General features: G+C 66.2%; 21 protein-coding genes and 1 pseudogene. 8 read left to right on the top strand and 14 right to left on the bottom strand.

Features of this window, described 5'->3' with window-relative positions; all coding sequences use genetic code 11:
• Nucleotides 1–316: 316 nt before the first annotated feature.
• Genes BO39_RS34620 through BO39_RS25235 form a run of 4 tightly spaced genes read right to left on the bottom strand, consistent with a single transcriptional unit; the run spans nt 317 to nt 7042 of the window.
• Nucleotides 317–4060, bottom strand: a complete 3744-nt coding sequence (locus BO39_RS34620; RefSeq protein WP_245615396.1) for a hydantoinase B/oxoprolinase family protein — start codon at nt 4058–4060, stop codon at nt 317–319.
• 29 nt (nt 4061–4089) lie between these two features.
• Nucleotides 4090–5454 carry a TRAP transporter large permease gene (locus BO39_RS25245; RefSeq protein WP_052402631.1) on the bottom strand — a complete coding sequence of 455 codons (1365 nt, stop codon included), beginning with the start codon at nt 5452–5454 and terminating at the stop codon, nt 4090–4092.
• Nucleotides 5451–6071 (bottom strand): TRAP transporter small permease subunit, encoded by a 621-nt coding sequence (locus tag BO39_RS25240; RefSeq protein WP_084698490.1) that lies wholly within the window; start codon nt 6069–6071, stop codon nt 5451–5453. Before BO39_RS25240 ends, BO39_RS25245 begins: the two co-directional genes overlap by 4 nt.
• Nucleotides 6068–7042 (bottom strand): TRAP transporter substrate-binding protein, encoded by a 975-nt coding sequence (locus tag BO39_RS25235; protein ID WP_052402629.1) that lies wholly within the window; start codon nt 7040–7042, stop codon nt 6068–6070. Before BO39_RS25235 ends, BO39_RS25240 begins: the two co-directional genes overlap by 4 nt.
• 406 nt (nt 7043–7448) lie before the next feature.
• On the opposite strand from BO39_RS25235, the pseudogene BO39_RS31625 reads away from it, so the two are divergent.
• Nucleotides 7449–8267, top strand: a pseudogene (locus tag BO39_RS31625) (IS5 family transposase).
• 26 nt (nt 8268–8293) lie between these two features.
• On the opposite strand, the gene BO39_RS35390 reads toward BO39_RS31625, so the two are convergent.
• Nucleotides 8294–9091, bottom strand: a complete 798-nt coding sequence (locus BO39_RS35390) for a transglycosylase SLT domain-containing protein (protein ID WP_408735182.1) — start codon at nt 9089–9091, stop codon at nt 8294–8296.
• Nucleotides 9092–9762: 671 nt separating this feature from the next.
• Here BO39_RS35390 and BO39_RS31615 point away from each other — a divergent pair.
• A protein-coding gene (locus tag BO39_RS31615; RefSeq protein WP_156963914.1) for an IS5 family transposase occupies nt 9763–10553 on the top strand; the annotation gives its coding sequence in 2 pieces (ribosomal slippage) (nt 9763–10105 and nt 10105–10553; 792 coding nt in all).
• On the opposite strand, the gene BO39_RS25210 is transcribed toward BO39_RS31615, so the two are convergent.
• Nucleotides 10531–11082, bottom strand: coding sequence for an alpha/beta hydrolase (locus tag BO39_RS25210; RefSeq protein ID WP_156963913.1), 552 nt, complete (start codon nt 11080–11082; stop codon nt 10531–10533). The two genes, BO39_RS31615 and BO39_RS25210, sit on opposite strands and share 23 nt — an antisense overlap.
• A gap of 204 nt (nt 11083–11286) precedes the next feature.
• Entirely contained in the window at nt 11287–12789 is a 1503-nt protein-coding gene (locus BO39_RS25205; protein WP_043838894.1) for a flavin-containing monooxygenase, read from the bottom strand.
• 1070 nt (nt 12790–13859) lie between these two features.
• On the opposite strand from BO39_RS25205, the gene BO39_RS31610 reads away from it, so the two are divergent.
• From BO39_RS31610 to BO39_RS30430, 6 genes are all read left to right on the top strand, one after another.
• Entirely contained in the window at nt 13860–14147 is a 288-nt protein-coding gene (locus tag BO39_RS31610) for a DUF3489 domain-containing protein (RefSeq protein WP_211257563.1), read from the top strand.
• A 41-nt stretch (nt 14148–14188) separates the two neighbouring features.
• Nucleotides 14189–14851 carry a recombinase family protein gene (locus BO39_RS25190; RefSeq protein ID WP_043838911.1) on the top strand — a complete coding sequence of 221 codons (663 nt, stop codon included), beginning with the start codon at nt 14189–14191 and terminating at the stop codon, nt 14849–14851.
• 320 nt (nt 14852–15171) lie between these two features.
• Entirely contained in the window at nt 15172–16146 is a 975-nt protein-coding gene (locus BO39_RS25185) for an alpha/beta fold hydrolase (RefSeq protein ID WP_084698486.1), read from the top strand.
• Nucleotides 16147–16438: 292 nt separating this feature from the next.
• Complete coding sequence (locus BO39_RS25180; RefSeq protein ID WP_156963912.1) at nt 16439–17377, top strand: vWA domain-containing protein; 939 nt, start codon at nt 16439–16441, stop codon at nt 17375–17377.
• 26 nt (nt 17378–17403) lie between these two features.
• The gene (locus tag BO39_RS25175; RefSeq protein WP_043838886.1) at nt 17404–18720 is read left to right on the top strand and encodes a serine/threonine protein kinase; all 1317 of its coding nucleotides are present in this window, start codon (nt 17404–17406) and stop codon (nt 18718–18720) included.
• Between the two features lie 329 nt (nt 18721–19049).
• Entirely contained in the window at nt 19050–20051 is a 1002-nt protein-coding gene (locus BO39_RS30430) for a metallophosphoesterase (protein ID WP_169742832.1), read from the top strand.
• Nucleotides 20052–20202: 151 nt separating this feature from the next.
• On the opposite strand, the gene BO39_RS33030 is transcribed toward BO39_RS30430, so the two are convergent.
• The 7 genes from BO39_RS33030 to BO39_RS33755 all read right to left on the bottom strand — a co-directional run bounded on the left by BO39_RS33030 (nt 20203) and on the right by BO39_RS33755 (nt 25854).
• On the bottom strand, nt 20203–20409 hold the full coding sequence (locus BO39_RS33030; protein WP_156963910.1) for a hypothetical protein: 207 nt from the start codon (nt 20407–20409) through the stop codon (nt 20203–20205).
• A 1141-nt stretch (nt 20410–21550) separates the two neighbouring features.
• The gene (locus BO39_RS25160; protein ID WP_245615392.1) at nt 21551–22447 is read right to left on the bottom strand and encodes a DMT family transporter; all 897 of its coding nucleotides are present in this window, start codon (nt 22445–22447) and stop codon (nt 21551–21553) included.
• Between the two features lie 113 nt (nt 22448–22560).
• The gene (locus BO39_RS25155) at nt 22561–22809 is read right to left on the bottom strand and encodes a hypothetical protein (RefSeq protein ID WP_043838883.1); all 249 of its coding nucleotides are present in this window, start codon (nt 22807–22809) and stop codon (nt 22561–22563) included.
• Nucleotides 22810–22905: 96 nt separating this feature from the next.
• Nucleotides 22906–23229 (bottom strand): terminase TerL endonuclease subunit, encoded by a 324-nt coding sequence (locus tag BO39_RS35035; RefSeq protein ID WP_052402617.1) that lies wholly within the window; start codon nt 23227–23229, stop codon nt 22906–22908.
• On the bottom strand, nt 23168–24424 hold the full coding sequence (locus BO39_RS25150) for a terminase large subunit (RefSeq protein ID WP_052402616.1): 1257 nt from the start codon (nt 24422–24424) through the stop codon (nt 23168–23170). Before BO39_RS25150 ends, BO39_RS35035 begins: the two co-directional genes overlap by 62 nt.
• 723 nt (nt 24425–25147) lie before the next feature.
• Nucleotides 25148–25666 carry an SIR2 family protein gene (locus BO39_RS31605; RefSeq protein WP_169742831.1) on the bottom strand — a complete coding sequence of 173 codons (519 nt, stop codon included), beginning with the start codon at nt 25664–25666 and terminating at the stop codon, nt 25148–25150.
• A 29-nt stretch (nt 25667–25695) separates the two neighbouring features.
• Nucleotides 25696–25854, bottom strand: coding sequence for a hypothetical protein (locus tag BO39_RS33755; protein ID WP_169742830.1), 159 nt, complete (start codon nt 25852–25854; stop codon nt 25696–25698).
• Nucleotides 25855–26623: the final 769 nt, after the last annotated feature.

The raw sequence follows: 26623 nt of genomic DNA, 5'->3' as shown, positions 1-26623 counted from the left end.
GCCCAACTTATGCTGGAACTGCGATCGCCAGGGCGACAGCAACACCAACTCCGGACGGGAGCGCAGATCAAAGATGAAGTGATTACAAGGCGCTAAACCTTGTAGACTAAACCGTCCAAGTCCCAAGCTTCGGAGACAGTGGCCTCTCTGGAGAGGCAGAACGGCGCTCGTTCGGCACTCGAAGTATCAAGCTGTATGCGGAAAGTGAGGCCAGAACACACGGAGAAGCGCGATCCCAACCTGCCAGAGAAAAGTTGTCTCGTGGAAAGTTGGAGCAGCGAGAGGAACCGGGCGCAAACATTCTCTGGGGATCATCTCAGGCCGTAGCCAAGCCTGCACTCTCCGCCGCATTGACATAGCCCAGCGCTGTATCCTCCATAGCCAACCTGGGATCCCGCTCCGGCGGTGGCCCGAAGCCGCCGCCGCCGGACGTTTCCAGCCGCACAACGTCTCCGCGCCGAAGCAGCAGGCCGTCGGTCTTGGGCCGGATTGGTGTCGCCACCCCGTCGCGGATCAGCAGCAGCCGGCCGAGTGATGCGGGGTGCCCGCCCGCCAAGCCATAGGGGGCGTGATGGAAGCGGTCCATGTTGGTGGTGAGGATGCAACTCTCCGAGTCCACGCGCCATTCGCGGAACAGGCCGAGCCCGCCACGCCGCCGCCCCGCCCCGCCCGAGCCGGGCAGCAAGCCGTAGGCCGCGATGGTCAGTGGCATCCCGCTCTCGATCATTTCCACGGGAATGTTGCTGTTGTTGTGCATGCCCGAGGCGTAGGCGTTCACTCCGTCCTTGCGCGGATGGGCGCCCGACCCGCCGATCTCGATCTCCACCAGCACCTCGCGCGAGCCGTCCGCCGCTACCGTCTGGAAGGTGCAGACGTAGGAGTTGCCGTAATAGGCGGCCGGGATGCGGTCTGGCACCGCCCCGTGCAGCGCGCCGTGGACGGCGTTGAGCAGGCGGTGGCTGACCGCGACGCGATGTGCCACCGGCGCTGGATGGCGGGCGTTCACGCAAAGGCCTTCGGGTGCCACGATGCTCACCGGGCGATAGCAGCCGGCATTTGCGGCCAAGGGTTCGTCGCTCGCCGACATCACCGCGAAGAGCACGGCGGCGGCCGAGGAGGCGAGGGTAGCGTTCACTGGCCCCTTGGCCTGGGGCGAGCAGCCGGAGAGGTCGGCGGTGATAGAGTCCCCCGCGATCTCCAGACGCGCATGCAGGCGCAGCGGCTGGTCTAGCACCACCCCGTCATCGTCGAGGAAATCCTGGAACTCGTAGATACCGTCCGGCATACGACCGATCGCGGCACGCATCGCGGCCTCGCTGTTGTCGAGGATGCAGCTCCCGGCCTTGATCATGCCATCCGCGCCGTAGCGGGTGGCGAGGCGCCGAATGGCGGCGGCGCCCACCTCCAGGCTGGCGAGCTGGGAGGCAAGGTCGCCCAGGACTAGTGCGGGCTTCCGCACGTTCTGACGGATCATCGCCCAGACGCCGGCATTTGGCTTCCCATTCTCGACGATCTTCAGCGGCGGAATGCGTAGGCCTTCCTGAAAGATCTCGGTCGCGGTCGCGGCATAGGAGCCGGCGGCCAAGCCGCCCATGTCGATGTGGTGGCAGAGCGTGCCGACGAAGGCAATGCGCCGACCTTCGTGGAACACGGGCTTGTAGGTGACGATGTCCGGCAGGTGCTGCCCACCACAATAGGGGTCGTTGGTGGCCACCACGTCGTCCGGACCCCAGCTCCCTGCGTCCACGTGCTTGTCCAGCAACTCGCGTAGCAGGTGGCTCATGGAGTTAAGATGCCCTGGGATGCGCGCAGACTGGGCCAGGTTGTTGCCATCCGCGTCGAAAACGGCGGTGGAGTAGTCCAGCAGCTCACGCACGATGGTGGAGCGGCTGGTCCGCCAGACCGTCACGTCCATCTCCGCCGCGGCAGCCGTGAGGGCGTTGCGGATCACCTCGATCTCCACCGGCCCAAGGGTGGCGGTCTGCACGGCGCGGGCCGTCTCCGCCCCACGTCGCGCAAGGAGCGCGCCGGTGGGCCCGAGGGAAGCGGTCCAGCCTCGGCCGATCCAGTGGGTGGCGAAGCTTTCCTCAACCAGAGCGGGACCCTCGATCCGGTCGGCGGGCGTAAGCGCCTCCCGATCCCAGACGGGAACATCGCGCCAGGCGCCGCCCTCCCAGCTGCGCCGGGTGCCCTTGCGGGCCGGGCGCGCGGCCGGGGGAGCCTCGGCGGCCTCGCGGCGTGGCAGGCGGCCGATGGCGGAGACGCGCAGTGTGACAATCTCCACCGCTTCCGCCTCATCCGCGTAGGAGAAGCGGCGGCGGTGGGTGTCATGGAAGGCGGCGAGCAGGCGGGCGAGCGCTGCCTCGTCCGGAGCGGCCACGTCGCCCCAGGGGATAAGAAGCTCGAAAGCCTGGCCATGGTACCGCATGTCGGCCGAGACCTCGATGGCGCGGTCGTCCGGCGCAACGCCGTCGGTCGTCAGCCGTGCTTCGGCCTCGCCCCGGAGCTCTTCGAGGAGCGTGGCCAGCGGGGCCAAGCCCTCCGGCGTGGCGGGGGTCACGCGGGTGCGAGAGATGTCCTGCACGAGGTCGCCGAAGAGGATGCCGTAGGCGGAAAGCGTGCCGGGTTCGCGGGGGAAGGCAACCTCGCGGATTCCTACCTCCTCGGCGACCGCGGTGGCGTGCAGCCCGCCGGCGCCCCCGAAGGAGAGCAGGGTAAAGTCGCGGGGGTCCAGCCCCTTTTCGAAGAGCGAGAGGCGCACGGCGGCGCCCAGGGCGCCGTCGGTGACGCGCAGGATGCCCTCGGCCGCCTCCTCCTCGCCGAGGCCAAGCGGGGCCGCGATCCGCCCGGCGATGGCGCGGCGCGTGGCGGGCATGTCAAGCGCCATGGTGCCGCCGAGGAAGTAATCGGGGTCCAGCCGGCCCAGCGCCAAGTTTGCATCCGTCACCGTGGGCTCTGTCCCGCCACGCCCATAGGCGACGGGGCCGGGACGCGCGCCGGCGGAGCGCGGGCCGACTGTCAGCCGGCCACCCGAGCTCACCGATGCAATGGAGCCGCCCCCCGCGCCGATGGTGCGCATCTCGACCATGGGCAGGCGGACGGGGAGGCGGTCCACCTCGCCCTGGGTGACGACGGAGACGCGGCCGCCGAGCACCACCGAGACGTCGTAGGAGGTGCCGCCCATGTCCACGGCCACCAGGTCAGGGCGGTCCAGCAGATGGGAGAGGCGTTCCGCGGCCAGGGCGCCGCCGCTCGGGCCGGAGAGAAGGAGGCGCGCTGGCTGCTCCGCCGCGCGCCGTAGCCCGCAGACCCCGCCGTTGGACTGTACGAGGAAGACGGTGGGGGCGAAGCCGTCCTCGCCTAAGCGGCGCTCCAGCCGCGCGAGATAGGCACGCACGACGGGGATGAGGAGCGCGTTCAGCACGGTGGTGGAGCTGCGCTCATACTCCCTGATCTCTGGGCTGATCTCGCTGGAGAGCGAGATGGCGAGGCCGGGGTGCGCCGCGAGGAGGAGGTCGCGCAGGCGCCGTTCATGCACCGGATTGGCGTAGGCATGCAGGAGACTGATGGCGACGCATTCCACCTCCAGCGCGTCCAGCCGCGCGAGGAGCGCCGGCAGGGCCGCCTCGTCGATCGGGCACTCCACGCTGCCGTCGGCGCGAATGCGCTCGGCCACGCCCAGGCGTCGGTCGCGCGACACCAGCACGGGGTAGGGGTCGGGGTCCAACGCGTAGAGGTCGCGGCGGTAGTGGCGCGTAATCTCCAGCACGTCCTCGAAGCCTGCGGTAGTCAGCAGGGCACCGCGGGCGAGCTGGCGCTCCAGCACCGCGTTGGTCGCGATGGTGGTGCCGTGCAGCAGCAAGCCGACATCAGAGAGCGTGAAGCCGAAGCGCGCGGCGGCCTCGCGCACGCCGCGCAGCAGCCCCTCGGAGGGGTCGAGCGGGGTGGTGGGCGTCTTCCAGGCGCGCACGGCGCCGTTGCGCAGGTCCAGCACCTGCAGGTCGGTGAAGGTTCCGCCGATGTCCACGGCGATGCGGACGGGCCTCGTTAATTCGGACAAGGGTGGGTTCCTGTTTTCGGACCGTCAGTTCAGTTCATCAGGCTCGGCAGCCACAAGGCTAGGCCGGGCCACGCCAGCATCATCGCTACGGCGACGAGATAGGCGGCGAGGAACGGCAGCACGCCGGTGAAGACGTCGCTGATCGGGCCGGGCGGGCGGCGCATGCCTTGCAGCACGTACATCACTGTGCCGTCGGGTGGGCTGATCTGGGCGATCTCCACCAGCATGGTGACGATGACGCCGAACCAGATGGGATCGTAGCCGAGCGCGACGACGATGGGGAAGACCACGGGGACGGTTGTGATGATCATGGAGAAACCCTCCATGAAGGTGCCGAGGGCGAAGTAGAGCATCATGATAGCGGCCATGACGGCCCAGGGCGGTAGGGGAAGGCCGCCGATCATCCCCGCCATGGCCTGCGGCACGCCGATGCTGGTGAGGATGTAGTTCAGCAGGTAGGCACCGAAAAGAATGAGGCCGAGGAGCGCGGTGTTGCGAGCCGTAGCCTCAGCGGAGGCATGCAGCATGCGCCAGCTCAGCTTGCCGTCCAGCGCCGCGAAGCTGGCCGCGCCAACTACGCCGAGCGCCGCCGCCTCGGTGGGGGTGGCCAAACCGCCATAAATGCTGCCGAGCACGATCAGAATGAGCAACATGGTGGGGCCGAGATCGACCAGCCCGCGCAGCTTCTCGCGCAGCGGGATGGGCGCGGCCTGCTCCATCGGGTGCCGCAAGCCATGGATGAGAATGACGCCGAGGAAGAGGCCCGTGACGAGAATGGAGGGGATGAGGGCGGCGACGTAGAGGGCGCCGACAGAGGTCTCGGTGATCAGGCCGTAGATGATGAAGGTGATGCCTGGCGGGATAAGGTTGCCGAGGGCGCCGCCAGCGGCCAGCGAACCCAGAACCATGCGCTGACTGTAGCGCGTGCCGGAGAACCAGGGCAGGGCGACAGAGCCCATGGTCGCGGCCGTTGCGACTGAGGAGCCGGAGATGGCAGAGAAGACGGCGCAGGCGACGATGTTCGTGTGCAGTAGCCCACCGGGCAGGCGGCCGAGCCAGAGGTTCAGCGCCTTGTAGAGCCGGTCCGAGAGGCCAGCACGCAGCAGGATTTCGCCCATCAGCAGGAAGAGCGGAACGGCGACGAGGACGAAGTTGCTGGACGGCGACCATAGGGTCTGCCCCGCGAACAGCCACCAGGGCCTGTCGGAAAAGGCGAGGCCAACAAGGACGCCGAGCAGGCCGAGCACTGCGGCCACATAGACGCCTGCGCCGAAGAAGACGAGGAAGACGCCGATCAGTGCGAGGATTTCCACCACCGGCACGGCCTGGCCGCCGCTGGCCGCCGCGAAGACGGCGGCACCGAGCAGGAGGAGGAGGAAGAGAACCGCGATCATCGGGGGCTCCCTCCAGTCCGGGCCATGGCGACGGCCTCCAGCGCTTCCTCCGTCTCGTCATCCAGCCCGCGAGGGCCGAGAAGCGCGTCCACCGCGGCCGGACCCTCGAGGAGGAGGCCGAGCATGGATTCAAGCAGCAACACCGCGATCATCGCGCAGAAGGCGGCAAGGCCGAAGACCCAGATGCCCTGCGGCACGGCAAGCGGCACGTGCAAAGCACTGTTGTCATGAGCATCGAAGAGCCGGCTCTCGTCTAGCAGCGCCCAGCCAGCCCAGGCGCAGAATCCGACGAAAATGCCGAGAAGGGCGAGGGCGAGGATGTGCAGCACGGCGCGCGGCCGCGGCGGAAGGCGGTTCACTAGCGCATCCACTCGGATATGCGCGCGGCGCGCCAGCGTGTGCGCCAGCCCCCAGGCGATGCCGCCGGCCAGCATGTATCCGGTGATCTCGGTAGTGGCGGCGGAGGAGATGCCGAGAAAGCTGCGTCCGAGCACGTCGGCGGTGATGAAGACGGCGCAGGCCACGTAATTCCAGCCGGCGATATGCGCCATAATTGACGCGACGCGCGCGGTGCCTGCGGAGAGGCCCCGCGCGGCGCGCAGGAGGGGATGCGTCATCCGCCGAAGCGGACGCCACTGATCGGGGCGATGACCTGATTATAGATCTCGCCGCAGCGCGCGCCGCAGCGGCCGACCCAATTCGGCAGGACCGTGCGCTCGAAGATGCTACGCAGGCGGGCGGCTTCCTCGGGCGTGCTCTTCACCTCTGTCATCGGGCGCGGGGCGAGCTGGTTCAGGCGGCAGGCCTCACGGTTGCCGATGTTGCAGTCGATGCCGTCGCGCGTGCCCTCGTCGCCGAGCTGCCAGAGCTTGTCTGACATCTCCTTGAAGGTGGCCTCGAGATGGGCGCGCACTGCGGGGTCTAGCCGGTTCCACCAGGCAAGATTTACCATGTAGCCGGCCACTGCCCAGGAGAGGGGCAGGTCGGAAATGTGGCTGGAGACCTCGGGCCAGCGCGCGGCAGCACCGCTGCCGGTGCCGGTAACAGCGCAATCCACCACGCCCCGCTCCAGCGCCGAATAGACCTCGGGGAAGCCGATCGAGACAGGCTGGGCGCCGAGCGCACCAACGAGGTCCACCAAGGAGGCCCCAAAGGTACGGATCTTGCGGCCGCGCAGGTCATCGAGAGACCGGAAGGCCGAGCGGCAGAAGAGCACCTGGGCCGGGAAGGGATACATGATGACGAGGCGAACGCCGAACCGCTCGAGATCGCGGTTGGCGATCGGCATCAGACCCTCAGTTATGCGCCGTGCGTCGGCGATCCGCGGTGCCATGCCTGAGAGGTCCACCCCATCGAGGATGGGGACGTCACCTGCGAGGGTGGAAAGCGTGCCGGCGCCGATCTCGGCCTGCCCAGAGCGAACAAGCCGCACGATCTCCGCCCCGCCCAGGCTGCGTTCGGCATGTGAGGCGAGGGTGACGTTCACCCGGCCGCCTGTGCGCGAGGCCATCTCGCGAAGATAGGGTACGTCCACCATGGTGAACTGCGTGTTGGTCGGTACAGGTTGGGTGATGGCAACGATGCTCACCCGCGGACCAGGTGGAATCGATGGGGCGGGCTGTTGCGCGTGTGCGCCGAAGGCGAACAGGGATCCGGCGAGGGCGAGACTAGGCAACCTAGCTAAGAGGCGCAGCATCGTCATCTCCACGGCGATAATCTGAAAGCTTGAAGGTCTGCCGTGAGGCGTCAAGGGTTCTGCGTATCACTACTGCGCCGCCATCTGACCTCTCGTTATCGTCTCTGCCTACTGTAGATGCACCTGGTTGGTGTTTGCGATAAATGAAGGCTATTTCCTGTTGTGGTTCTTCCGCAAAACGGAGCTTACCCCAGAAGGTGCCGACTTTTAGGCCTGTTAGCGCCTGAATCCTTGGCGCGATGCCCGCGTTCTTTGAGTTTGCGGAGAACGAGATGGCGCTAACGCACGAGGGTGGGCGTTGCTGGAGCCACTGATCGAGGCTTGTCGCCCGCACGCCGAGGTGCCGCCGCAGCACCTGCGTCGAACCATCGGTGCGATCTTCTGGCGGCACGACAATGGCGCGAAGTGGCGAGCCCTGCCTGTGGAGGAGGGCCCATGGTGGGTTCGGAGCACTGCTCCGAACGCCACGGGCTGGCGGCCCAAACCTTTATTCGCTGGCCGCGCCTCGGCGTCTGGGAACGTCTGCTCGCCCTGGTACAGGAGAGGGGTGTCGGGCTCGGCCTGACCCTCCTCGACGGCACCTCGATCCGTGCACACCAGAAGGCGGCAGGGGCAGCCAAAAAGGCGCAACAGCGCCGGAGCGGGACGAGCGTGAGGCCTTTGGCCGCTCTCGTGGCGGCTTCGGCACCAAGGTCTGCGTAATCGCGGACAGTGCGGGATGGCCGGTCGCCTTCTCCCTCGCGCCCGAGCACGCCCACGAGCTTCCCCACACCATCCCGCTCCTCGCGGCCCTCCCTGGCGTGCCGCCGTGGCCGACCGCGGCTACTCCAGCCACGCCTTCCGCGAGCACGTCTGGAATCTCGGCGCGCGGCCGGCAACCCCGCCCAAGATGAACGAATCTCCAATCGCCCGCCCGGACTGTATCTACAACAACCTCAACCGCGTCGAGCGGCTCTGGGCTAGGCTCAGGGAGTGGCGCGCCGGCGTGACACGCTATGAGAAGACCGCCTCCAGCTTCCTCGGCGTCCTACATCTCGCCGCCACCCTCGATTTGCACAGGCGCTTACAGAACATAGAACTCGGATTTTATGTTGCGTGCCGCATTGAGCGAATATAATTCCGCACTGCAGAGATGCGGCCCAGCTACGGTGCAGTCGATGCCAGCACCGCTACCGCGGGTGGAGCCTCGACCTGCTTCCGTTCGTCAGGTCGCCCGTCGAGAGTTGCACGAGGCTGCATCAGCTCGGCAACCTCCTGGTAGACTTGCGATAAAGGAAGACTGCGGCCATGCCGCTCGAACACACCCGGGTTCGGCCGGGCGGCCGCACCAACCACTGTGGTACTTGAGGCAGCAGGGTTACGCCGAAGCTCTGCCAAGAAGCGGCGTGCGCCCTGAGGACCAAGCATATGCACCAGATAGAGATCTGCCGGTTTGACGGGACGACCAAGCTCACGCTCCAGGATAGCGCGTTGCTGCCCGATCCGCTCGGACGCCATCACCGCCGCGAGCTGAGGGTCATCGCGCATCTGCAAGATCCTTGTAAGGACACGAGGGTCACGCGTCGTGATGTTCCCGGCACGGTCAGTGCGCAGCGCTGCGGCATAGCCGCCAAGGCCGTGTCGCTCGCCGAAGTCCCGCACAACCTCCAGCCAAGTGCTCCGGGTAAACTGCATGAGGCCGCGGGCAGACGAGAGCGGGTTCTTTGCGGTCGGATTGAACTGACTTTCTCTCGCCGCAATGGCGTGCAGGACGGATGAGCCGACACCCGTGACCTGCTCGGCTCCCGAAAGTGCTGCAACAACGGCCGACCGATCGACACTGCGCGTCGCTACTCGCGGTGCAGTGGGCAGATTACGGAACGATGTACGTCCTGAGCGCGGGGCCTGTGGACCTTCAGCCGTCCGCGTGCGGGCGGACCGTGAGGCAACCTGCCGGGGCATCGGCGGTGCAGCATGCGGACGAGTCTGAGCGACATCCGAACGAGACGCCCTTTGGCGTCCTGCCTCAGCAGGTGTGGAGATGGTCAAGGCTGCGAGCAGCAAGCCAAATCCGGCCACGGCGCGCTGGAATAAGGGCGAACGGCGAACAGGCGCCGTCACAGCGCCACTGAAGGTGGCGTCAGCATGAGCTTCGGGCAACTGCATGTTCCCGCTTCTGAGGTGGCGGTTCGGCTATCGAGAGCCGACTGTCCAGGGCCGCAGAAGAACGAGCTTTCTGTAAGTTAAGTTTCAGCCTGCAGCACAAGCGTGTCGTCCAAAGGTGTCGCGTTCAAAATAACGTTCTGAATGCCGTATGTTCAGAGTAAAAGGAGGCTTGCCTGCACGAAGTCGATGCGCGTTCTACAACGTATGGGTGTGGCATGGACACCTTGGACGATTTACCGGCGGCTCACTTCATGCTGGCACAATTTTAGAGGAGCCCGGAGGTAGATTGCTGTCGTAACCTGACTGCTTGGTGAGCGGCTTCCACAAATCTTAAGACAGTCGTGCTGCGATCAGGAGAATTGCCCAGGTGCTCGGGGCCGGGCCCGTAAGGTTACCGTCTCGCCTAGGCGGCGTGGACAAAGGTGCTTCACGCTGCAGGGCTGAGGTGATTCAAGGTTGCCTCCTGGGTGAAGGCGGCGGTGCTGCGCGGCTTGCTGACGGATGATGAGTGGGCGTTCTTCGAGCCCTTCGTAGTGGAGAGCGGTCCTTTTCGCGGCCGTCCGCCGGGCGGTCATCGCCGGATCCTGGATGCAGTGTTCTGGGTGGCGCGCACCGGCGTTCCCTGGCGCGACCTGCCGCCTGAGCTAGGCAACTGGAACTCCGTCCACCGGCAATACCGCCGCTGGACCACCTCGGGTCTGTGGGACGTGCTGCTGCAAGCCTTGGCCGATGGCGGCGGCGATGCCGACGTCTTGCAGATGATTGACAGCACCATCGTGCGCGCCCACCACTGCGCGGCGGGCGCAAAGGGGGGACTCATCGCCACGGTCTTGGACGTTCGCGCGGTGGGTTCTCGACCAAGATCCACCTCCGCACCAACGTCCATGGCCCGCCAATCGGCCTAACGCTGACGCCGGGCGAGGCGCACGACAGCACCGCCTATGCCGAGCTAATAGACGAACGCGGCAGCGACCCCGGCATCCTGCTCGCTGACCGCGGCTACGACAGCGATACCATCCGCCAGGACGTCCGCGATCGCGGCGGAAGGCCGGAGATCCCCAGCAAGCGTAACCGCCATGTCCAGCACAGCGTCCAGCGGCCGGTCTACGCTCTGCGCAACCCCATCGAGCGCTGTATCAACTGCTTGAAGAACTACCGTCGTGTCACCACCCGTTACGACCACACCGCCAGCAGCTTCCTCGGCTTCGTCCAGCTCGCTGCAATCAGGCTATGGATCAGCTTTGTCCACGCCACCTAGTCGGCGCGCGGTCGGGCACATAATGGTCGTAGAACCACCGCATTGTCTTGGCGGTAAGGATCAACCCCTCCGTGAAGCGCTGGTACGCCGGCCGCTCGCCCGCCATGTCGACTGCAGGATAGAGCAGTAACTGGAAGCTGATCTTCGGGACGGTGCCGTCGCGCGCCATAAGGGCCAGCACCGTGGCGAGGTTGCCGCCGGCGCTGTCGCCGCCCAGCGCGATCCTGTCGGGGTCAACGCGAAGACGTGCCGCGTTTTCTTCAACCCAGGTCAAGGCCGCGGCGCTGTCCTCGACAGCAGCGGGGTATGGGTGCTCTGGCGCAAGGCGGTAATCTACTGCGATGACGCAGCAGCGCGCCGCGTTGGCGAGCAGGCGGCAGGGCTGGTCATGGCTGTCGAGGCCGCCGATCACCCAGCCGCCCCCGTGCATGAAGAGGAGGCAGGGCAAAGCTTCATCACCCGTCCCTGCGCCGCGGTAGCGTCTCAGACGGACCGGCCCTTCAGGGCCAGGGCAGGTCAGGTCCTCCACTTCTGCGACCGGTTCCCCTTCAGGCTGCAGGGCAGCACGAGATCTCGCGGATGCCTCTCACGCCTGTGCCGGTGTGAGCGTCTCCAACGGTGGGCGGTCGATCTCCCTAAGGAGGGACAGGACAGCAATGGCTGCGGGATCGAGCGGCATCAGTCATCCCTGTCAAAAAACGAGGTGCGAGCGCCCCCGCATCGCGGGCAGGAGCTATTCGTAGACGAAGGCGGGATCACGGAGGCTGATGTTAGGGAACGCCTTTCCATCGGCCCAGTGATCCTGCGTGTGTTGCCATTCCGGCTTGTCACCTCGCTTCGGCAGGAGGTGCAGGCCACGTAGAAGGTAGCCAGGATTGAAGTTCTCCGGGTCTGCCCAGGGCAGTAGCGCCATCCCCTGATCTTCGGGACGCAGCGCCACTGTGACTTTCCGGGCTCCGGTTTCATGCATGTGCTGAAGCAGGCGGCAGACGAAGTCGGATACAATATCCACGCGCAGGGTCCAGCTTGCCCGGAAATACCCGAAGACCCAGACCAGGTTCGGCACACCGGTGAACATCATGCCTCGGTAGGTGACACAATCCGAGAACCGCAGCGGCTCCCCGTCTATGGAGAATCCGATATCGCCGAGCACGTTGAGGTGGAAGCCAGTGGCCGAAACAATGATGTCGGCCTCGAGGTGCCCGCCCGACTTTAGCTTGATCCCCGTCTCCGTGAAGGTCTCGATCTCGTCGGTGACCACGGAGGCTGCCCCATCCCGAATGGCCCTGAAGAGGTCGCCGTCTGGAATGAATGCGATCCTCTGCTGCCAGGGCCGGTATCGCGGGGTGAAGTGTGCATCCAGATCGTAGTCCGGCCCGAGATAGGAGCGGGCCTGGCCGAGCAACTCCTGTTTCACTGCTTCAGGCTCGCTGAAAGCACGGCGGGCGAACTTCGCCTGCTCATACTGTATTTTGCGGCGGACGATCTCGTGGATCCAGTCCTCCTGGACGCCTAGTTCGCGCAGCTCATCAGCGATCTCGATGGCGTTGCGGCCAATCCGGAAGTAGGTCGGTGAGCGCTGCAGCATGGTGACGTGGGCGCTTCTCCCGGCAATGGCCGGTATCAGAGTCGCCGCTGTAGCGCCGGAGCCAATAACCACAATTTTCCTGTCCCGGTACTCCAGGTCCTCCGGCCATGTCTCGGTATGGACAATCTGCCCACGGAAGCGGTCCATCCCCGGCCAATCCGGCGTGTAGCCCTCCCCGTGACGGTAGTAGCCCTGGCACATCCAGAGGAACCCGCTGGTGAACTGGACCTCCTCACCTGTGTCTGTACGGGTGACCCGCAGCGTCCAAAGGTTCCGCTCGCTCGACCAAGCCGCGGCGGTGATGCTGTGGCGGTAGCGGACGTGCTGGCCCAGATCGTTCTCCTCGATGACCTCGGACATGTAGTTCAGGATCTCACCCGCCGTCGCGATCGGCGCGCCCGTCCAGGGCTTGAAGCTGTACCCATAGGTGTAAAGGTCGCTGTCGGACCGGAGGCCGGGATATCGGTGCGAAATCCAGGTCCCGCCGAAGCTCGCCTGCGCTTCGAGAATGACGAAGCACATCCCTGGACACCGCCTCGCGAGGTGGTAGGCCCCGCCGATGCCGGACATACCTGCCCCGACGATGATGACGTCGAAGTGTTCGGCTGCTTGCGGCGCAGCCTCGGCGAGAGTGGTTGGGTCGGACATGCGTTCCGCTCCTCTCTGCCCAGTAGCGGCGCTCTGGGCCGACCTGCAGGCTAACGGGACGAGCGGTGAACGTCACGCAGTCTGGGAGCAGGAGACGCCGACGTCTGCGGTGAGGGGGTTTTGCTGTTGACGGCCGCACAAACGGCCCCCCTGCTGACCATGTACTAACGGCTACCAGCGAGGGGCGGAGGGAATGCGACCTTTCTGGTGCCATGCAAGAGCAGCGGATCGGCCAGAAAGGCATCCATATCGACGCTGCTGCCCTCGCCGCTGATGGCCCAGTCAAGCGCCATGATGAGAGCCACGGCGGCACCGATCTTCTGCTCGGGACGTGCCTTCGCGGGCAGACGTTGCCACGGGCGTCGAGGTGCCCGACCACGTTGCCGATGCACCACTCCAGCACAGGGTTACCGTCATGCCGGATGCGGCCCGTCCTGCATGGCCGCGCCGAGCTCCTTGTGGGGATGCGCTACTGAGGCGCTTGCTTGCTTCTCAAACCAGAGCAAATGGTCGGGCGCGGGTTGCTGCATTTCCCTGCCGCGTACCCTGACCGGCTCTCGTCAGGGCTCTGGGTCGTAGGACCTGATGACCGGGTCCTACCAGGGACCTGACGATGACGAAGCCGCTCTCCCCCACACAGGCGCAGATCCTCAGCGCCGCCGCTCAGCACTCGGCAGGGTTGGCCGAGGCGCCCTCGAACCTGCCCGCTGCAGCCCGGAATTCGGTGTTCCAGAGCATGCTGAGGGCCGGGCTGCTGGAGGAGGGTCCCGATCCAAGCGGCAGCGCTACGAGGGTGTTGCGGATCGCCGCAGCCGGGCTGACGGCAGTCGGTGAGCGGAGCACGGTGGAGTTGGCCGGAGAGGCCGCTCAAGTGGTGCAGGAGGGTAGAGAGGCAGGCAAGACAAGCACAGCCGCGTCAGAGGCCCAGGTGCTGCCCGTTGCCCAGCCACAGCCTCGCAGCACGCTGCAAGACGCTGCAACCGCCCTGCTAGTGGCCTGGGATGCCGGGGGTGGAACGCTCCGCCCTGTCAGCTTCCATCGAGCCGCTCAGGGCTGCTCTGAGCCGCAGCATGGCAAGTCGGCCGGATCGTAAACCCTCGGCTCGCCGCCGACCACGTGAACGCACGAAGCAACAGGCCGTCCTCACCCTTCTGAGCCGGGCAGAGGGCACCACTATTGCCCAGGTCATGGAGGCAACCGGCTGGGCACATCACACCGTCCGCGGCTTCCTCGCGGGCTTGAAGGGGAAGGGCCACACGGTCGAGGTTCTGGAGCGGGTACGCCAGGTGGGGCCCGGGGCGCAGGGTGCGAAGGGCAGCTACAGCGTCTACCGCATCGCGGCCGGGAAGCAGGGCTGATGGCTGCTACCCGGCGCCCCGCTGTCCAACCCCGATACGCGATGGCGTTGTACCGTGTCTCCACGGCCGAACAGGGGCACAGCGGGCTCGGCCTGGAGGCGCAGCAGGCGAGCGTACGCACCATCGTCGAGCGGGAGGGCTGGACGCTGGTCGCCGAGCACCAGGACATCGCCTCGGGCAAGGACGACCGCAGGCCCGGGTTCCAAGCGACGCAGACCCGCTGCCGCCAACTCGGGGCGGTGCTGGTGGCGGCGCGTCTCGATCGGATCACCCGGCGCGCCCACACCCGCTCAGGGCTACTGGAGGAGGGCGTCTCTATCCGAGCCGCTGACATGCCGGGTGCCGATGATCTGATGATGCGGGTCTATGCGGCGATGGCGCAGAAGGAGCGGGAGCTCATCTCGGAGCGCACCCGGGCGGCGCTGGCGGCTGCGAGAGCGCGGGGCGCTGTGCTGGGCGGGGATCGGGGCTGGAGGCCGCCAACACCGCCGTGTACGGCTACGGCAGCAACGCGCCGGGCGGAGCAGGCTGTCCGAACTGCCCATCGGGTCACGCTGGAGCTGGACGCGCTCCGGGCTATGGGGATTACCACGCACCAGGGCTTGGCGCGGGCGCTGACGGACAGAGGCGTGCCAACGCCGCGGGGAGGAGCAGGTTGGACGCATACGACTGTGGCGCGGGTCATTGAACGGCTCGGGGCGTAGCTGCCGGTAGGGTCAGTCAAAGGGCGCAGGTCCGAGTTTGGGCGAAAGCGGAATGGCTGCTTCCGGCCTGGCGTCCAGGAGTGCGGTCGTCGGGCACCGCTGCGCAGTTCAAATGCTACCGGGCAGCGAGCCAGCGAATGGCTTCGCCCCGCGGCGGGTGGGAAGGCCTGATCCTTCCGAGCCCGGATGAGCCGCTTCACCAGCAACCTGGGGTAGGCAGCCGCCGTTCTTCGCGCTGCATCGCAACATGGCGGGCGTCAGCACCTCCAGCTGACCAATCAGTCCGGCCGGAGGTGTCGCCGCTGTTCAGAGGAGCCCGCATGGCCACTTCCCGCGCGACGACCGCACTCGCCGCTACCGCTCTCTTCAACCGCGCTAGTGCCCGGCGGGCTGAGCGGAAACACCCGCCTCAGGGCCACTTCGTCCAAGCTGGAGGCGTGCAGCTGCATTACCGCGAAGGTGGACGGAGGGATGGCTCGCCGGTTGTCCTGCTGCACGGCAACGCTGTCCGCGCGGAGGACTGGATCGCCAGTGGTGTCTTCGACCTCCTGGCCAAGCGACACCGGGTCCTTGCCTTTGACCGCGCAGGCTATGGCTACAGTGAGCGCCCGCGCGATCGGCTGTGGACAGCCGAGGCGCAGGCTGTGGTGTTCGCCGAGGCGTTCGCCCATCTCGACATAGACCAGCCTGTCGTGGTCGGTCACTCCTGGGGCGCGCTGGTGGCTGTGGCACTCGGCCTCGACCACCCGAGGGCGGTGTCCGGCCTCGTGCTGGTGTCTGGCTATCACTTCCCAACCGCGCGGGCCGACGTAGCCCTGTTCTCGCCGCCCGCCCTGCCGGTGGTCGGTGACGTGATCCGCTACACCTTTGGGCCGCTGCTTGGGCGGCTGATCGCGCCGAAGATGATCCGGGACATGTTCGCGCCCGCCCCAGTGCCGCCTGCGTTCACCGCGGCAGTGCCAGTGCCGATGATGCTTCGCCCCTGGCAGGTAAAGGCCAGCGCCGAGGACGCCGCTACCATGACGCCGAGGACGGCAACAGTCGCTGAGCGTTACGGCGAGCTAGGGCACCTGCCAGTCTCCATTATGGCCGGCGGCGAGGACCGGATCGTCGATGTCGGGCGGCAGTCGGCTCGCTTGCACCGTGCCATACCAGGCAGCGACCTGCGCGTGATCCCCGGCCTCGGCCACATGGTTCACCACGGCGCCCCGAAGATGGTTGCGGACGCCGTGACGGCTGTCGCAGCGGCCGCCAGCGGGCGGGCGCCACTCAGCCTCCCGGCGCGGTCCCCGTGAAGGATTGTGGCGCCGCCTGTCGCGGAACACACGTGAACAGGCCCTGCTGAGTTCTTCGGCAAAGCTTCCGGGACAGGACCCAGATCAAGGAGAGCATGGCGGCGCGGGACCGGTGAGCGGGAGTGGGCGGAACCTACCTGCGGCAGCCGAGAAGGCTTCGTCGTCCCCTCAAGCCCTAAGCTTGAACACGGAATGCCAAACCGGCGGGTTGGTGAACTTCTATCCATCAATGCCGTTTGCTGCGAATACCGATCGGCCGCTTGTCGTTCGGCCTTATTCGCGGAGTAGATGAATGAGCGGCACTGAGCACTCGCCAACCCCGCCCTCCACCGGGATGGAAGCTGGGTCGGAGCCTGCAACGGCGCCGGCGGCCGGGACGGGCCCCGAGGCCGGAGCGATGCCCGAAGCATCCACGACCGCGGGTGACGCTTTCCCGGCAGCGGCGCCCGCCCCGGAGGCTGCCCCTGGCATCGCGGAGCCTGCGGTGAACCTCCAGGCTCCACAGGCCCGTGCCAAAACAAAGGGCGTCGCCGACATCGTCTTCGTCGTCGATGTTAGTGGCAGCATGGCGCCCTGTATCGATGCGCTGCGCGCCAATATCGAGGCCTTCGTCGACTCCCTGAGCCGGGGTGACGCGAACAACGCAGCGCCCGTAAAGGATTGGCGCGCCAAGGTCGTCGGCTACCGGGACCTGGAAAGCTCCGTGAAGGAGGGGCTGCCCTGGATCGTCGACAACCCCTTCGTGCGCGAGGCGTCGGCCCTGAAGACGCAGCTCGGGGCGTTAACGGCGGTGGGCGGTGGGGACGAGCCGGAATCGCTCCTCGACGCGCTCTACAAGATTGCCACCATGGAGGCGATCCCGAAGGGTTCCCAGACCATTGACCCCGCGAAGTGGCGTTACCGGAGCGATGCCGCCCGGGTCGTCGTCGTGTTCACCGACGCTTCCTTCAAGGAGACGATGGGCATCCCCGAGGCCAAGGGCGGATCGCTACAAGATGTGGCGAACGTCGTCATGGCCAACCGCATTATCCTCAGCCTCTTCGCCCCGAATTTCGAGGGCTATGACCGCCTGAGCCAGATCGACAAGTCGGAATGGGAAGTCGTGGAATATGAGGGGCTGAGCCCGCAGGAGGCCTTGCAGAAGTTCACAGCCGATCCCGCCAACTTCCGGAACACGCTCAAGCAGCTCGCGGCCAGCGTGTCACGGTCAGCCGAGACCGTGGCGCTTTGAGCCCCAATAGAGCCTGAGCGCCCGCTATGGCTAAGAAGCTCAAAGCAGGCAACGTCATCCACGGGTACCGGATCACCAAGGTGTTCGGGCCGGGGATGATGGCGATCTCCTATGCCGCGCAGGCTCCCACGGGTCAGAAGGTCTTCTTCAAGCAGTACAAGTCGCCGGCTCCCACGGTCGTCTGGTACAATGGCTTCGTCTCATATCAGAAGGAGCTTTCCGCCCGCGTCCTGGGCGGCAAGGCCGCGCATTTTGCGGTCCGCCAGCTTGATGCCTTCGAGGCGCAGTGGGGCGGGCGCTGCTACTTCCAAGCTTATGAGTTCGTCGAGAACGGTGCTGATCTGCAGCAGGTCCTGGACGAGGAGCGGGAGGAGCACCGCCGGATGGGAAGGCCGCCGACGAGTGACCCGGCGGTGTGGGCACAGCACGTCACCTGGACCAAGGTCCTCATGGCCGGAATTGCGGCGCTCCACAGCTCCAACATTGTCCACGCCGATCTGAAGCCGGCGAACGCCTACCTGATCAAGGATCCGACGATCGGCTCCGGCTACCAGCTGAAGCTGATCGACATGGACTTCTCCCTGCTCGCGGACCGGCGCGCCCCCTGGCACGGCTTCCAGGGCTATGTCGGCACGGACAACTATCGCTCGCCGGAGCACCTCATGCGCGGCGGGATCCCGGTGCCGGCGTCAGACATCTTCACCTGTGGGCTGATGCTCTATGAGCTGTTGGCTGGGCAGCACCCCTACTGGTCCGACGACCCTGGGGAATATGCGCGCCGCGTCCAGGCCTATGAGGCTAAGCCGCCCGCCCTGGCCGGTTCAATGCCGGAACCGGCCAGCAATGCTGAGGTCAGCGCCGTCCTCCATCGCTGCCTGTGTCCTGACCCGGCGGCCCGGCCCAGCGCGGAGGAGCTGCACGCTGTACTGAGCGGTCGGAACCGCAAGCCCGCAGCCGCGCCTGCAGCGCCGAAGCCGGCTTCGGCCTCCGCATCCCCTGCAACCTCCTCTCCGTCCCGAAAGCCGCTCATCTCCGAGGGGATCGAGCTTCAGGGCGGGGATGGCCGGTCGCTGCGGATCAGGGTTCGCACGGAACTAGGAAAGATCCTGATGCGGCAGTTCGGGCCGGATGCCGAGTTCTGGGACAACCGCCAATGCGTGATCGAGCGCGGGCCCGCCGGTCAGTGGATGCTGGCGCCGGTCGGCCCGACCACGAACGAGACCCTCTTGAACGGGCGCGCCCTGACCGCACCCCGGCCTCTGAACCAAGGGGACGTGCTCGCTGTGGGGCGCGAGGTGAAGGGCGTGGCCAAGCTGCCGCTGACCCTGCGTGCTGGTGGATGAGCGACCGGCCGGAGCCTTCTGCTGTGCCGGTCCCCGGCGAGCAGGTCCCAAGCGAGCCGGGGCTGGAGCCCGCAGCACCGCAGCCTGCTGCGGATGCGCCCTCGCCGTCCGAACCCTCTGCCGCAGGCGTCGAGTGCACGGCGCCCGCGGTTCTCCCCGAGGCCGCGGCGACCCCGAGTGAGCCTCCCGCGCCGGAGCCCGTCCCCGCCGCGCCTGCCGAGATCCCGATCCCGGAGCCGCGGGACCTACACGATCTCGACTGGGACGCGATCCGGCGGGCGGTGGACCCCGCCGCCCTACGCGCCCGGATGCGCCAGACGGTAGAGGTTATGGAGGACCTGCTCGACCGCGCCGGCGGGCCCGGCCTGCTCTTTGACGACGACAGGGCTGGTCCAGACGACCGGGTTATCCAGGTGAAAACCGTAGATGCCGCTGTCCCGCTCTGGATCATCGGCGACCTGCATGGCGACCTCCTAGCGCTGGAAGCGGCCCTCGCTGCCATCGCGCGTGAGACGACCGGACCGGGCGCGGAGCGGCCGCGTATCGTCTTCCTTGGCGACCTGTTCGACGACGAGGGCTACGGCCTCGAAGTTCTCCTGCGCCTGTTCGAGTTGATCCTTGAAGCGCCGGAGCGGGTCTGTGTGGTCGCTGGCAACCATGACGAGGCGCTGTCATATGACGGCATCCGCTTCGCCTCGAGTGTCTCGCCCGCCGACTTCGCCGATTTCCTGAACGGACATCTGAGCCACGAGTGGATCGAGCGTGCGGGAAAACTCGCCGTGCGGTTCTTCGGGAGCGCGCCGCGCGCGCTTTTCTTGCCGGATGGCCTCCTGGTCGCTCATGCGGGATTCCCGTTGGCGGACCTGCATGAACGCCTGGCAGCAAGTGGCGATTGGAACGACCCGGCCTGCCTCTCGGACTTCACCTGGACTCGGGCGCATCCGACGGCGCGGCGAAAGCTTCCCAACCGCTTCTCGCGCGGAAGCCAGTTTGGCTACCAGGATTTCGCGGCCTTCTGCGAGCTCAGCGCCCGGCTCGGCCGGCCGGTCACGCATTTAGTCCGGGGACACGACCATGTTGAGGAGCGCTTTGCCATCCCTCCTGCCTATCGCGCGCACCCCGTGCTGACGACGGTGGCTCTGTCGCGCCGTTTGCCTCGCGAAGCCTTCGGCCCGCGCGAGCGCGTACCGACGCTCGCGCGCTTCGTCGAGCGCTCCGTGCCGCAGGTCCACCGCATGCACATCCCTGCGGCGCTGATCGACGAGATCTTTCCCGAGCCGTCGGCGGGCTGCCGCGCGGGTGAACCGTCCAGCCCGGAGGCCCCGCGATGAGCCTTGTTGTCCTGCGATGCCCAAATTGCGGGACAACCCAGGCAGGCCCGGGCGAGTGCGACGCCTGTCACGAGGCGCAGGTCCGTTATTTCTGCACCAACCACAATCCCGGGCAGTGGCTAACGTCCCCCAAATGCCCGCAATGCGGCGCTCAGTTCGGCGTCGCTGGGCCTGTCCGAAGCGCGTCGCCTCCACCGCCCCGGTCGCCCGTGCAGCCGTCCGTCCAGCCGCCGGCGTCGAAGGTCGCGCGGCCGCCGGCCGCGCCCGCCACGAGGCGAAGGTTCAACCCGTGGGGGCCCACTTCCGCGCCGCCGACGGGCGAAGAGCGCGACGTACGAGCGCGGCGCTTGCGAGACATGATCCCACGGCCTTCCCCATATGGAGGAGTGCCGGGGGCGCTGCCCTATGAAATGGAAGCTCTGCCAGTCCCGGTGGCCAGGGCAGGTTGCCTCGGGCGGGCGCTCCTACTGGTGTTCCTGATCCTAGGAATTCTCTTGCTTTTGGTCATCTCCGCTGGAGGCCCGTTCATTCAGATTTTGCTCAGCTTCCTCTTGTCGTCTTGAGACCAGGTCAGAAGGGTGGGCGACGACGGCGGTCGGATTGTGCGGCGGGTACCGGAACACTGTTTATGGCCCGTCTTGGGACCCGAACTGGAACATTGCCACGAAGGGAATAATTGCGCTTAGCGACTGTCGAACTCAACATCGACCGCCCGCCTCGCTGAAAGAGGCTGCTTTCGAGCGCCTGACCAATCACGCTTTTTGATTGCTCCGAGTGCTGAGCGGACCTGTTCGGCACGCCCTGTCCTTTACTGAGGAGTGTTCACCACCCATCAACGGTCGTTGGTCGGTGTTGAACATAGGGACGAGCGGATTGCTGCCGTAGCAGGAGTTCGGTTGCGCTGCACGTGCGACACGCGGTCCCCCGGCACGGAGCAGTTTGGGGGACGGTCGCCAGGCAGTTTGCTCGGAAGGGGAGTGCATGCTCCTATCAGGACCAAGGATGCCGCCGCTCCGGAGGCACACGTGAGAGGCTACGCATGCTCGTCATCTGGTCTGGCTGGGGTATTCTCGTGATCCCCCTCGTTGTGGGGACCGCTGTTGCAGTTGGCGCCGTCGTTCAGTGGATCCTGACAAGCCTCGGCCGTCCTGACCTTGCGTTCGTCGCGTTCAGTCTTGGGCTAATCGCAGCGGCGGCTGTTAACTGGCTTGTTGGGCGACGTCTAAATAGCCAGCCGGGGCGGGAGCTTGTGGACCCAGCCACGGGAGAGCGGGTTCAGCTCCAACGCCGACACAAGCTTTTCTGGATCAAGATGGAGTACTGGTCGGTGCCCGTCGCCCTGGCCGCGTTCATCCCACTGCTCGCCTTGCGCCACCTGGGTGGGGGCTGAAGCGCTATCCTTGGCCGTCCTGTAGTCAGGGCCTGACCCGGGTCGGACGTAGCCGGCGCTGCCGTGCTGGTTCCTACAACCGGACGCGGATCCCTGATGTGAAGTGATCTCAGATGTTCCTCCTGCGCAGATGCTGCTCACGAAGGAAGATGAAGAGGCCCGCGCTGATGATGATGGCGGCTCCGGCCATTGTCAGCGGTCCGATCACCTCGCCAAAGAAGAGATAGCCGAAGAGCATGCCCCAGAGGATTAGCGTGTACTGATAGGGCACAACGACAGAAGCTGGCGCGATCCGCAGCGACTGGTTCACGCAAAGATTGCCGCTGAGCGATCCGATTCCAAGAAAGAGCATCAGCACGAGGTCCATGATGCCGGGTGGCGTCCAGCCTTGGATAAGGACCAGCGCCGTGCCGAAGAGAAGCGCCGCCAGGAGCTGCGCCGTCATCAGCACGGTCCCAGGTACACCGGCTAGCTTGCGAGTGGCGATGAGGAAGCAAGCATAGCTGAAGCTGCCCGCCAGAGCGGAGACCGCACCGAAGGAGAGGGAGCCGGGCGAGGGATGGAGAGCGAGGACGACGCCACAGAAGCCCACTGCCACGGCTGTCCAGCGGCGCCAGCCAATCCGCTCGCCCAGCAGGAAGGGGGAGAGGGCGGTCACGTAGATCGGGCCGGCCATGTAGTAGGTCATGACCTCGGCCAGGGGCAGCTCGGTCAGAGCCCAGAAGAAGAGTGCAGACTCCAGCGTGGAAAATACCACGCGAAGCAGTTGCAGGCCCGGACGAGGCGCCTGCAGAAAGGCATAGGGTCCGGCCCTGCTGATCGAGGGGGCCATGGCGCACAGCCCGGCGACGCTGCGCACCAGTAACAGCTGCCCCACCGTGTAGGAGCCCACCAGCCACTTGCCGAGCGTGTCGTTGACGGCAAAGAGCAGCACGCCGAGCAGCATCATCATGACGCCGCTCGTGGCGCCCGACGGCATGGCGCCCAGACGCGGGAATGAGGACACAGCTATCTTCCACCCATCATGGCCCTTCTTGCCCGCAAGCGGGGAGGCCGGCGGGGAGCACTAGCGAGATGGCGTGCAACTGCAAAGCCCGTGACGGTGTCCGGAGGGCGGGCTCACACCGTCTTCCAGGACGTGACGCCCTCGTCATCGTCGTTGGCGAAGAGTCGGGCGTAGCGGTCCTCCTGCTGATCACGCTGCGGCTTTAACGCGCTGCCCTTGATCATCCGGTCCAGCAGCTGCCCGATCAGTCCGGGCGCGTCCACCTGGTCGTCGTGCCATCCGGCCGGGAAGTTCAGCAGCTCCGCCTCGAAGCTCTGCCGCCAGGGTGCCGCCCGGGGCAGGTGCAGGCCGTCCAGGGCCATGCGGCCGCGGATGGACCGCGCCCCAACCTTCCTGGCGCACTTCTTGGAAGAAGAATGCCACACCAAGCGGCTATATCGGGAAGCTCATCGTAACCCTTACGGGAACAGCGGATCCGCCAGAAAGGTATCCATGTCGACGCTGCTGCCCTCGCCTCTGATGGCGCGACCCAGAGCCATAATGAGGGCCACGGCTGCATCGATCTTCTGCTCGGGCCTTGCCTTGCGCGGGTAGACGTTGCCGCTGGCGTCCAGGTGCCCGACCACGTTGCCGATGCACCACGCCAGCACGGGGTTGCCGTCGTGCCGGATGCGGCCCGCCGCCATGGCAGCGCCCAGCTCCTTGGTGGGCTCCGACAGGTTAGCCGTACGCATGTGGAACTCCACCACCGGCAGACCATCGGCCGCGAGCGCCTGGCGCATCTGCCGCGCCTGCCAGGGCAAAGGCCACGCTCCTGATCCGGAACCGCTCAGCGAGGCTGCGTAGGTCCTCCTCAATGGTCCGCATGTCCGTCTCGTTGCCCGGCGTGACGGTGAGCCAGCCCTCGGCCGCCCAGCCCGGGTAGGAGGCATTCCGCGCCTCCAGCACGGCCGCCTCGTTCAGGTAGCAGCGGGCGAGCACGTCGTATTGCGGCCTGCCGTCCGGCCCGCGGGAGGGGAACACCAAGGCAAGGGCGGTCAGGTCGGTGGTGGCTGCCAGGTCCACCGCGATGTGGCACTCACGCCCTTCCAACTCCTCCAGGGTCAGAGAAGGGTCGGCACAGCTCCCCCAAGCCCTCATGCTGAACAGGGCTTCGTCGGCACCCACCCAGACGTTGAGGTGCCGGGTCTTGGCCGCGGCCTCCTGGGCGGGGTTGTTCCTCGCCTGGCGCATGATAGCGCGGATAGCGTCCGGCTGGACCGCCTGACCCCAGGAGGAGTTGGCCTTGACCCACGAGGTCTCCTCCCAGGGGTCGTCCTCCTCGTCGATGGTGTAGATCAGCGCGAACAGCCGCTCGTCCTGCTGCAGGCCGGCGAGCACCTGGGTGGAGTAGTCCCAGAGCTGGGGGCCGATGCCGGTGTCGTTGCCGGTGGCCGTGCTGATGGAGAGTAGGAGGGGGTGGCGCCGCTTGCCCATAGCGGTGAGTAGGACGTCGTAGACCAGGGCCGTCCGGTGGCTGGCGAGCTCGTCGCAGACGGCAACCGTCACGTTCAGCCCGTCGAGCGACTTGGCATCCGAGGAAACCGGGACGAAGCGGCTGGCGGTGCCCTCCAGGTAGATGGCGTTCGCCCGCTCGGCGACCCCGAAAGCCTGGCGGAACTCGGGGCTGCGGCGGACCATCTGCTGGGCGGCGTCAAAGAGGATGCGGGCCTGATCACGGGTGACGGCGGCGGCATAGCCCTCGGCACCTCCCTCGCCCTCGATGAAGGTGAGGTAGAGGGCAATGAGGGCAGCGAAGGTGGTCTTGCCATTGCCGCGGGGGACATAGACCACCGCCTGGCGAAAGCGCCTCGTGGTGGTGCCGCGCTCGACGAAGCCGAAGAGCTTGGCAAAGATCAGCCGCTGCCAGGGCATGAGGCGGAGCGGCTGACCGGCCTCAGGGCCCTTGATGTTGGGCAGCTGCCCGGCGAACAGCATGGCGGCCTCGGCAAGGTCGGCGCGGAAGGCCCAGGAACCCTCACCGTGCTCGACACTCGATATCTACCAATCTGATCACGCTGAGGTGCGACCAGCCCTCAGTTTGGACAGCAGCCTGAAGGTCGTATCTATCGCGTGCGTTGTCATGCAGCCCGCTGAATGCCGCTAAGATGAGCCTCTAAGCCGTTTGGACGTCAGACGGAACTCAGTCCTTCCGCAGCGCTTCGCTAGCCTGGACAGCCATCTCGGGATGAAGCGCGTTCTGGCCCGACGCCCACCAAACTGCTGCAGGATCAGTCGCGACGCGGCCGAACCATTGGGCGAGCCTCCGGAGCCGCGGCGGCAGCTGCGGAGGGGCCGTTGAGGCGGGGCCGCACAGGGACGGGAAGGTGGGTGTCCGCGCACTAGGACGCTCGTCAGCCGTTACCTCAAATGCCGACCAGCGCGTGTCGTGCTGCGGGTCTAAGCCGAGGTGGTCGCCTCTAAAGGTGGCTAGGGTCTCGCCATCAAGAGCATAGCTGTCAAACGGATCGAAGCGGCTTGGCTCAGAATGCCGCCAAGTCAGCAGCTGGGGCCAGCTGTGCCTGACGTGTGGGTCGAAAACGCAAAGCCATTCCACAGGTGGCGCGGGCTCGTGCCTAGCGAACGCGCCTGCGCCGACGGGCGAGGAGACGAGGTGGGCTACTTGTCCACGTTGGTAAGGCGAGAGCTCGCGCGGGCCGGTTACTGCCATGGACACAACGCTTTTGCGCCAGCTGTCCGGATCTCGAGCGCGTTTCGCCCATGCCGCGAGCGTTCCCATAAAGCCGGGAAGCCGTCAAACGGGATAGCCGTGACACCCTTGTGGCGCCAAAGGCCCGATGCGTACGACGCCTCGCGTTGTTGAAGCGCGTACAGACGCCCGGATGCCACACTGGGCTGGAGTGCCTCAAGCAGGTATTGCATCGGTGGGTCGTCGGCGGAGTAGCCGACGAACACGATCCGGTAGCGGTCCATCAGCACGCGCATGAATGTGGTGGCCCATCCGTCCGCCAAATAAGCCCGCCCGAAGTCGGCCGACGACAGCACGAATTCCGGGCTTTCCGGAGCGGAGTAATCGAGAGAAACTTTGCCATGAAGGTGGATGATGCCGTTGAGCGCACCAGGCCGCGTTAGGTCTGGGAGGGTGGGCGGCATAATCGGCACCAGCGATGGATCGGCTTCTTCGAAGACACGGTCGAAGTTCGTGGTGACGAGCCGCACCGCCCCATCGGGCGCCCGCGACAGGTCGATCAGTGACGTGTGAGGGCCGAGCCCAGGATTTGGTTTGGGGCGGAGCGCTGCTGCCACAGCACGTCCGCCACTGGAAACTCCTGCTCCAGCAGAGAGAAGATGCGGTCCGCGGGCGGGATGCCGCCGACGCCTGGGATTGGCTTGATCTCCTCGGACATGGCGAGGAGCTGGCGTGCAGGACTTGTTCTAGACCATCCCAATACCGTTACGACGCGGTCGGCAAGTTCGCGGAAGGTGGGTCCGCCGACTTCTGCTCGCGAAACGCCTGCGCCGCAGAAAAAATTACCTGCCCCTCATCTCTCGCATCAAGTAGATCGCCCGGCAAATCAGGACCATCCGCAATAACCTCACAGCTCGACCGTCTCTTGGCCGGTTCGACTGCGCTGAACCACTACGGTACGCACCCACTCAAATCGACAATCGTTTTGCGGTAAGTGCGTCCGTTGATTTGAAATCGCCATCTCAAGTTATCCTGTTCTACAGTGGCCCTCCGCACGGCCAACAGAGCATAAAGTTTGCTCAGAAACAGCTTCTCTGGCGAGAGGGCCCCGAAGGCACTCTGACGGCTTGGCTACCAAACGTTCACCATCTCCAGCTTCTCACGCTTTCAGCGATCGCTTATCTTGCGATTGCTCTACGTCGCCTTGCTCACGCCGCCCTGCCTTTCGCCGTCACTGCGGCAGCCTCCGGCGCGTGCGTCCTTGGCACTCGCTTTGATGCCCGTCGCATTACCACCGCCCTGGAGAGCGCGGCCGGCCGGCGGAAGGCGAGGGAGATTTGCCCTGATGTGCCTCGTGAATGCTGTGGACGTGCAATACGTAGCGAACGACGCGCCACTGCCACTGCCACTGCCACTGCCACTGCCACTGCCACTGCCACTGCCACTGCCACTGCCACTGCCACTGCCACTGCCACTGCCACTGCCAC

Source organism: Roseomonas aerilata DSM 19363, from assembly GCF_000711725.1.
Taxonomy (GTDB): Bacteria; Pseudomonadota; Alphaproteobacteria; order Acetobacterales; family Acetobacteraceae; genus Roseomonas; species Roseomonas aerilata.
This window is presented reverse-complemented; position numbering and strand designations above follow the sequence as displayed.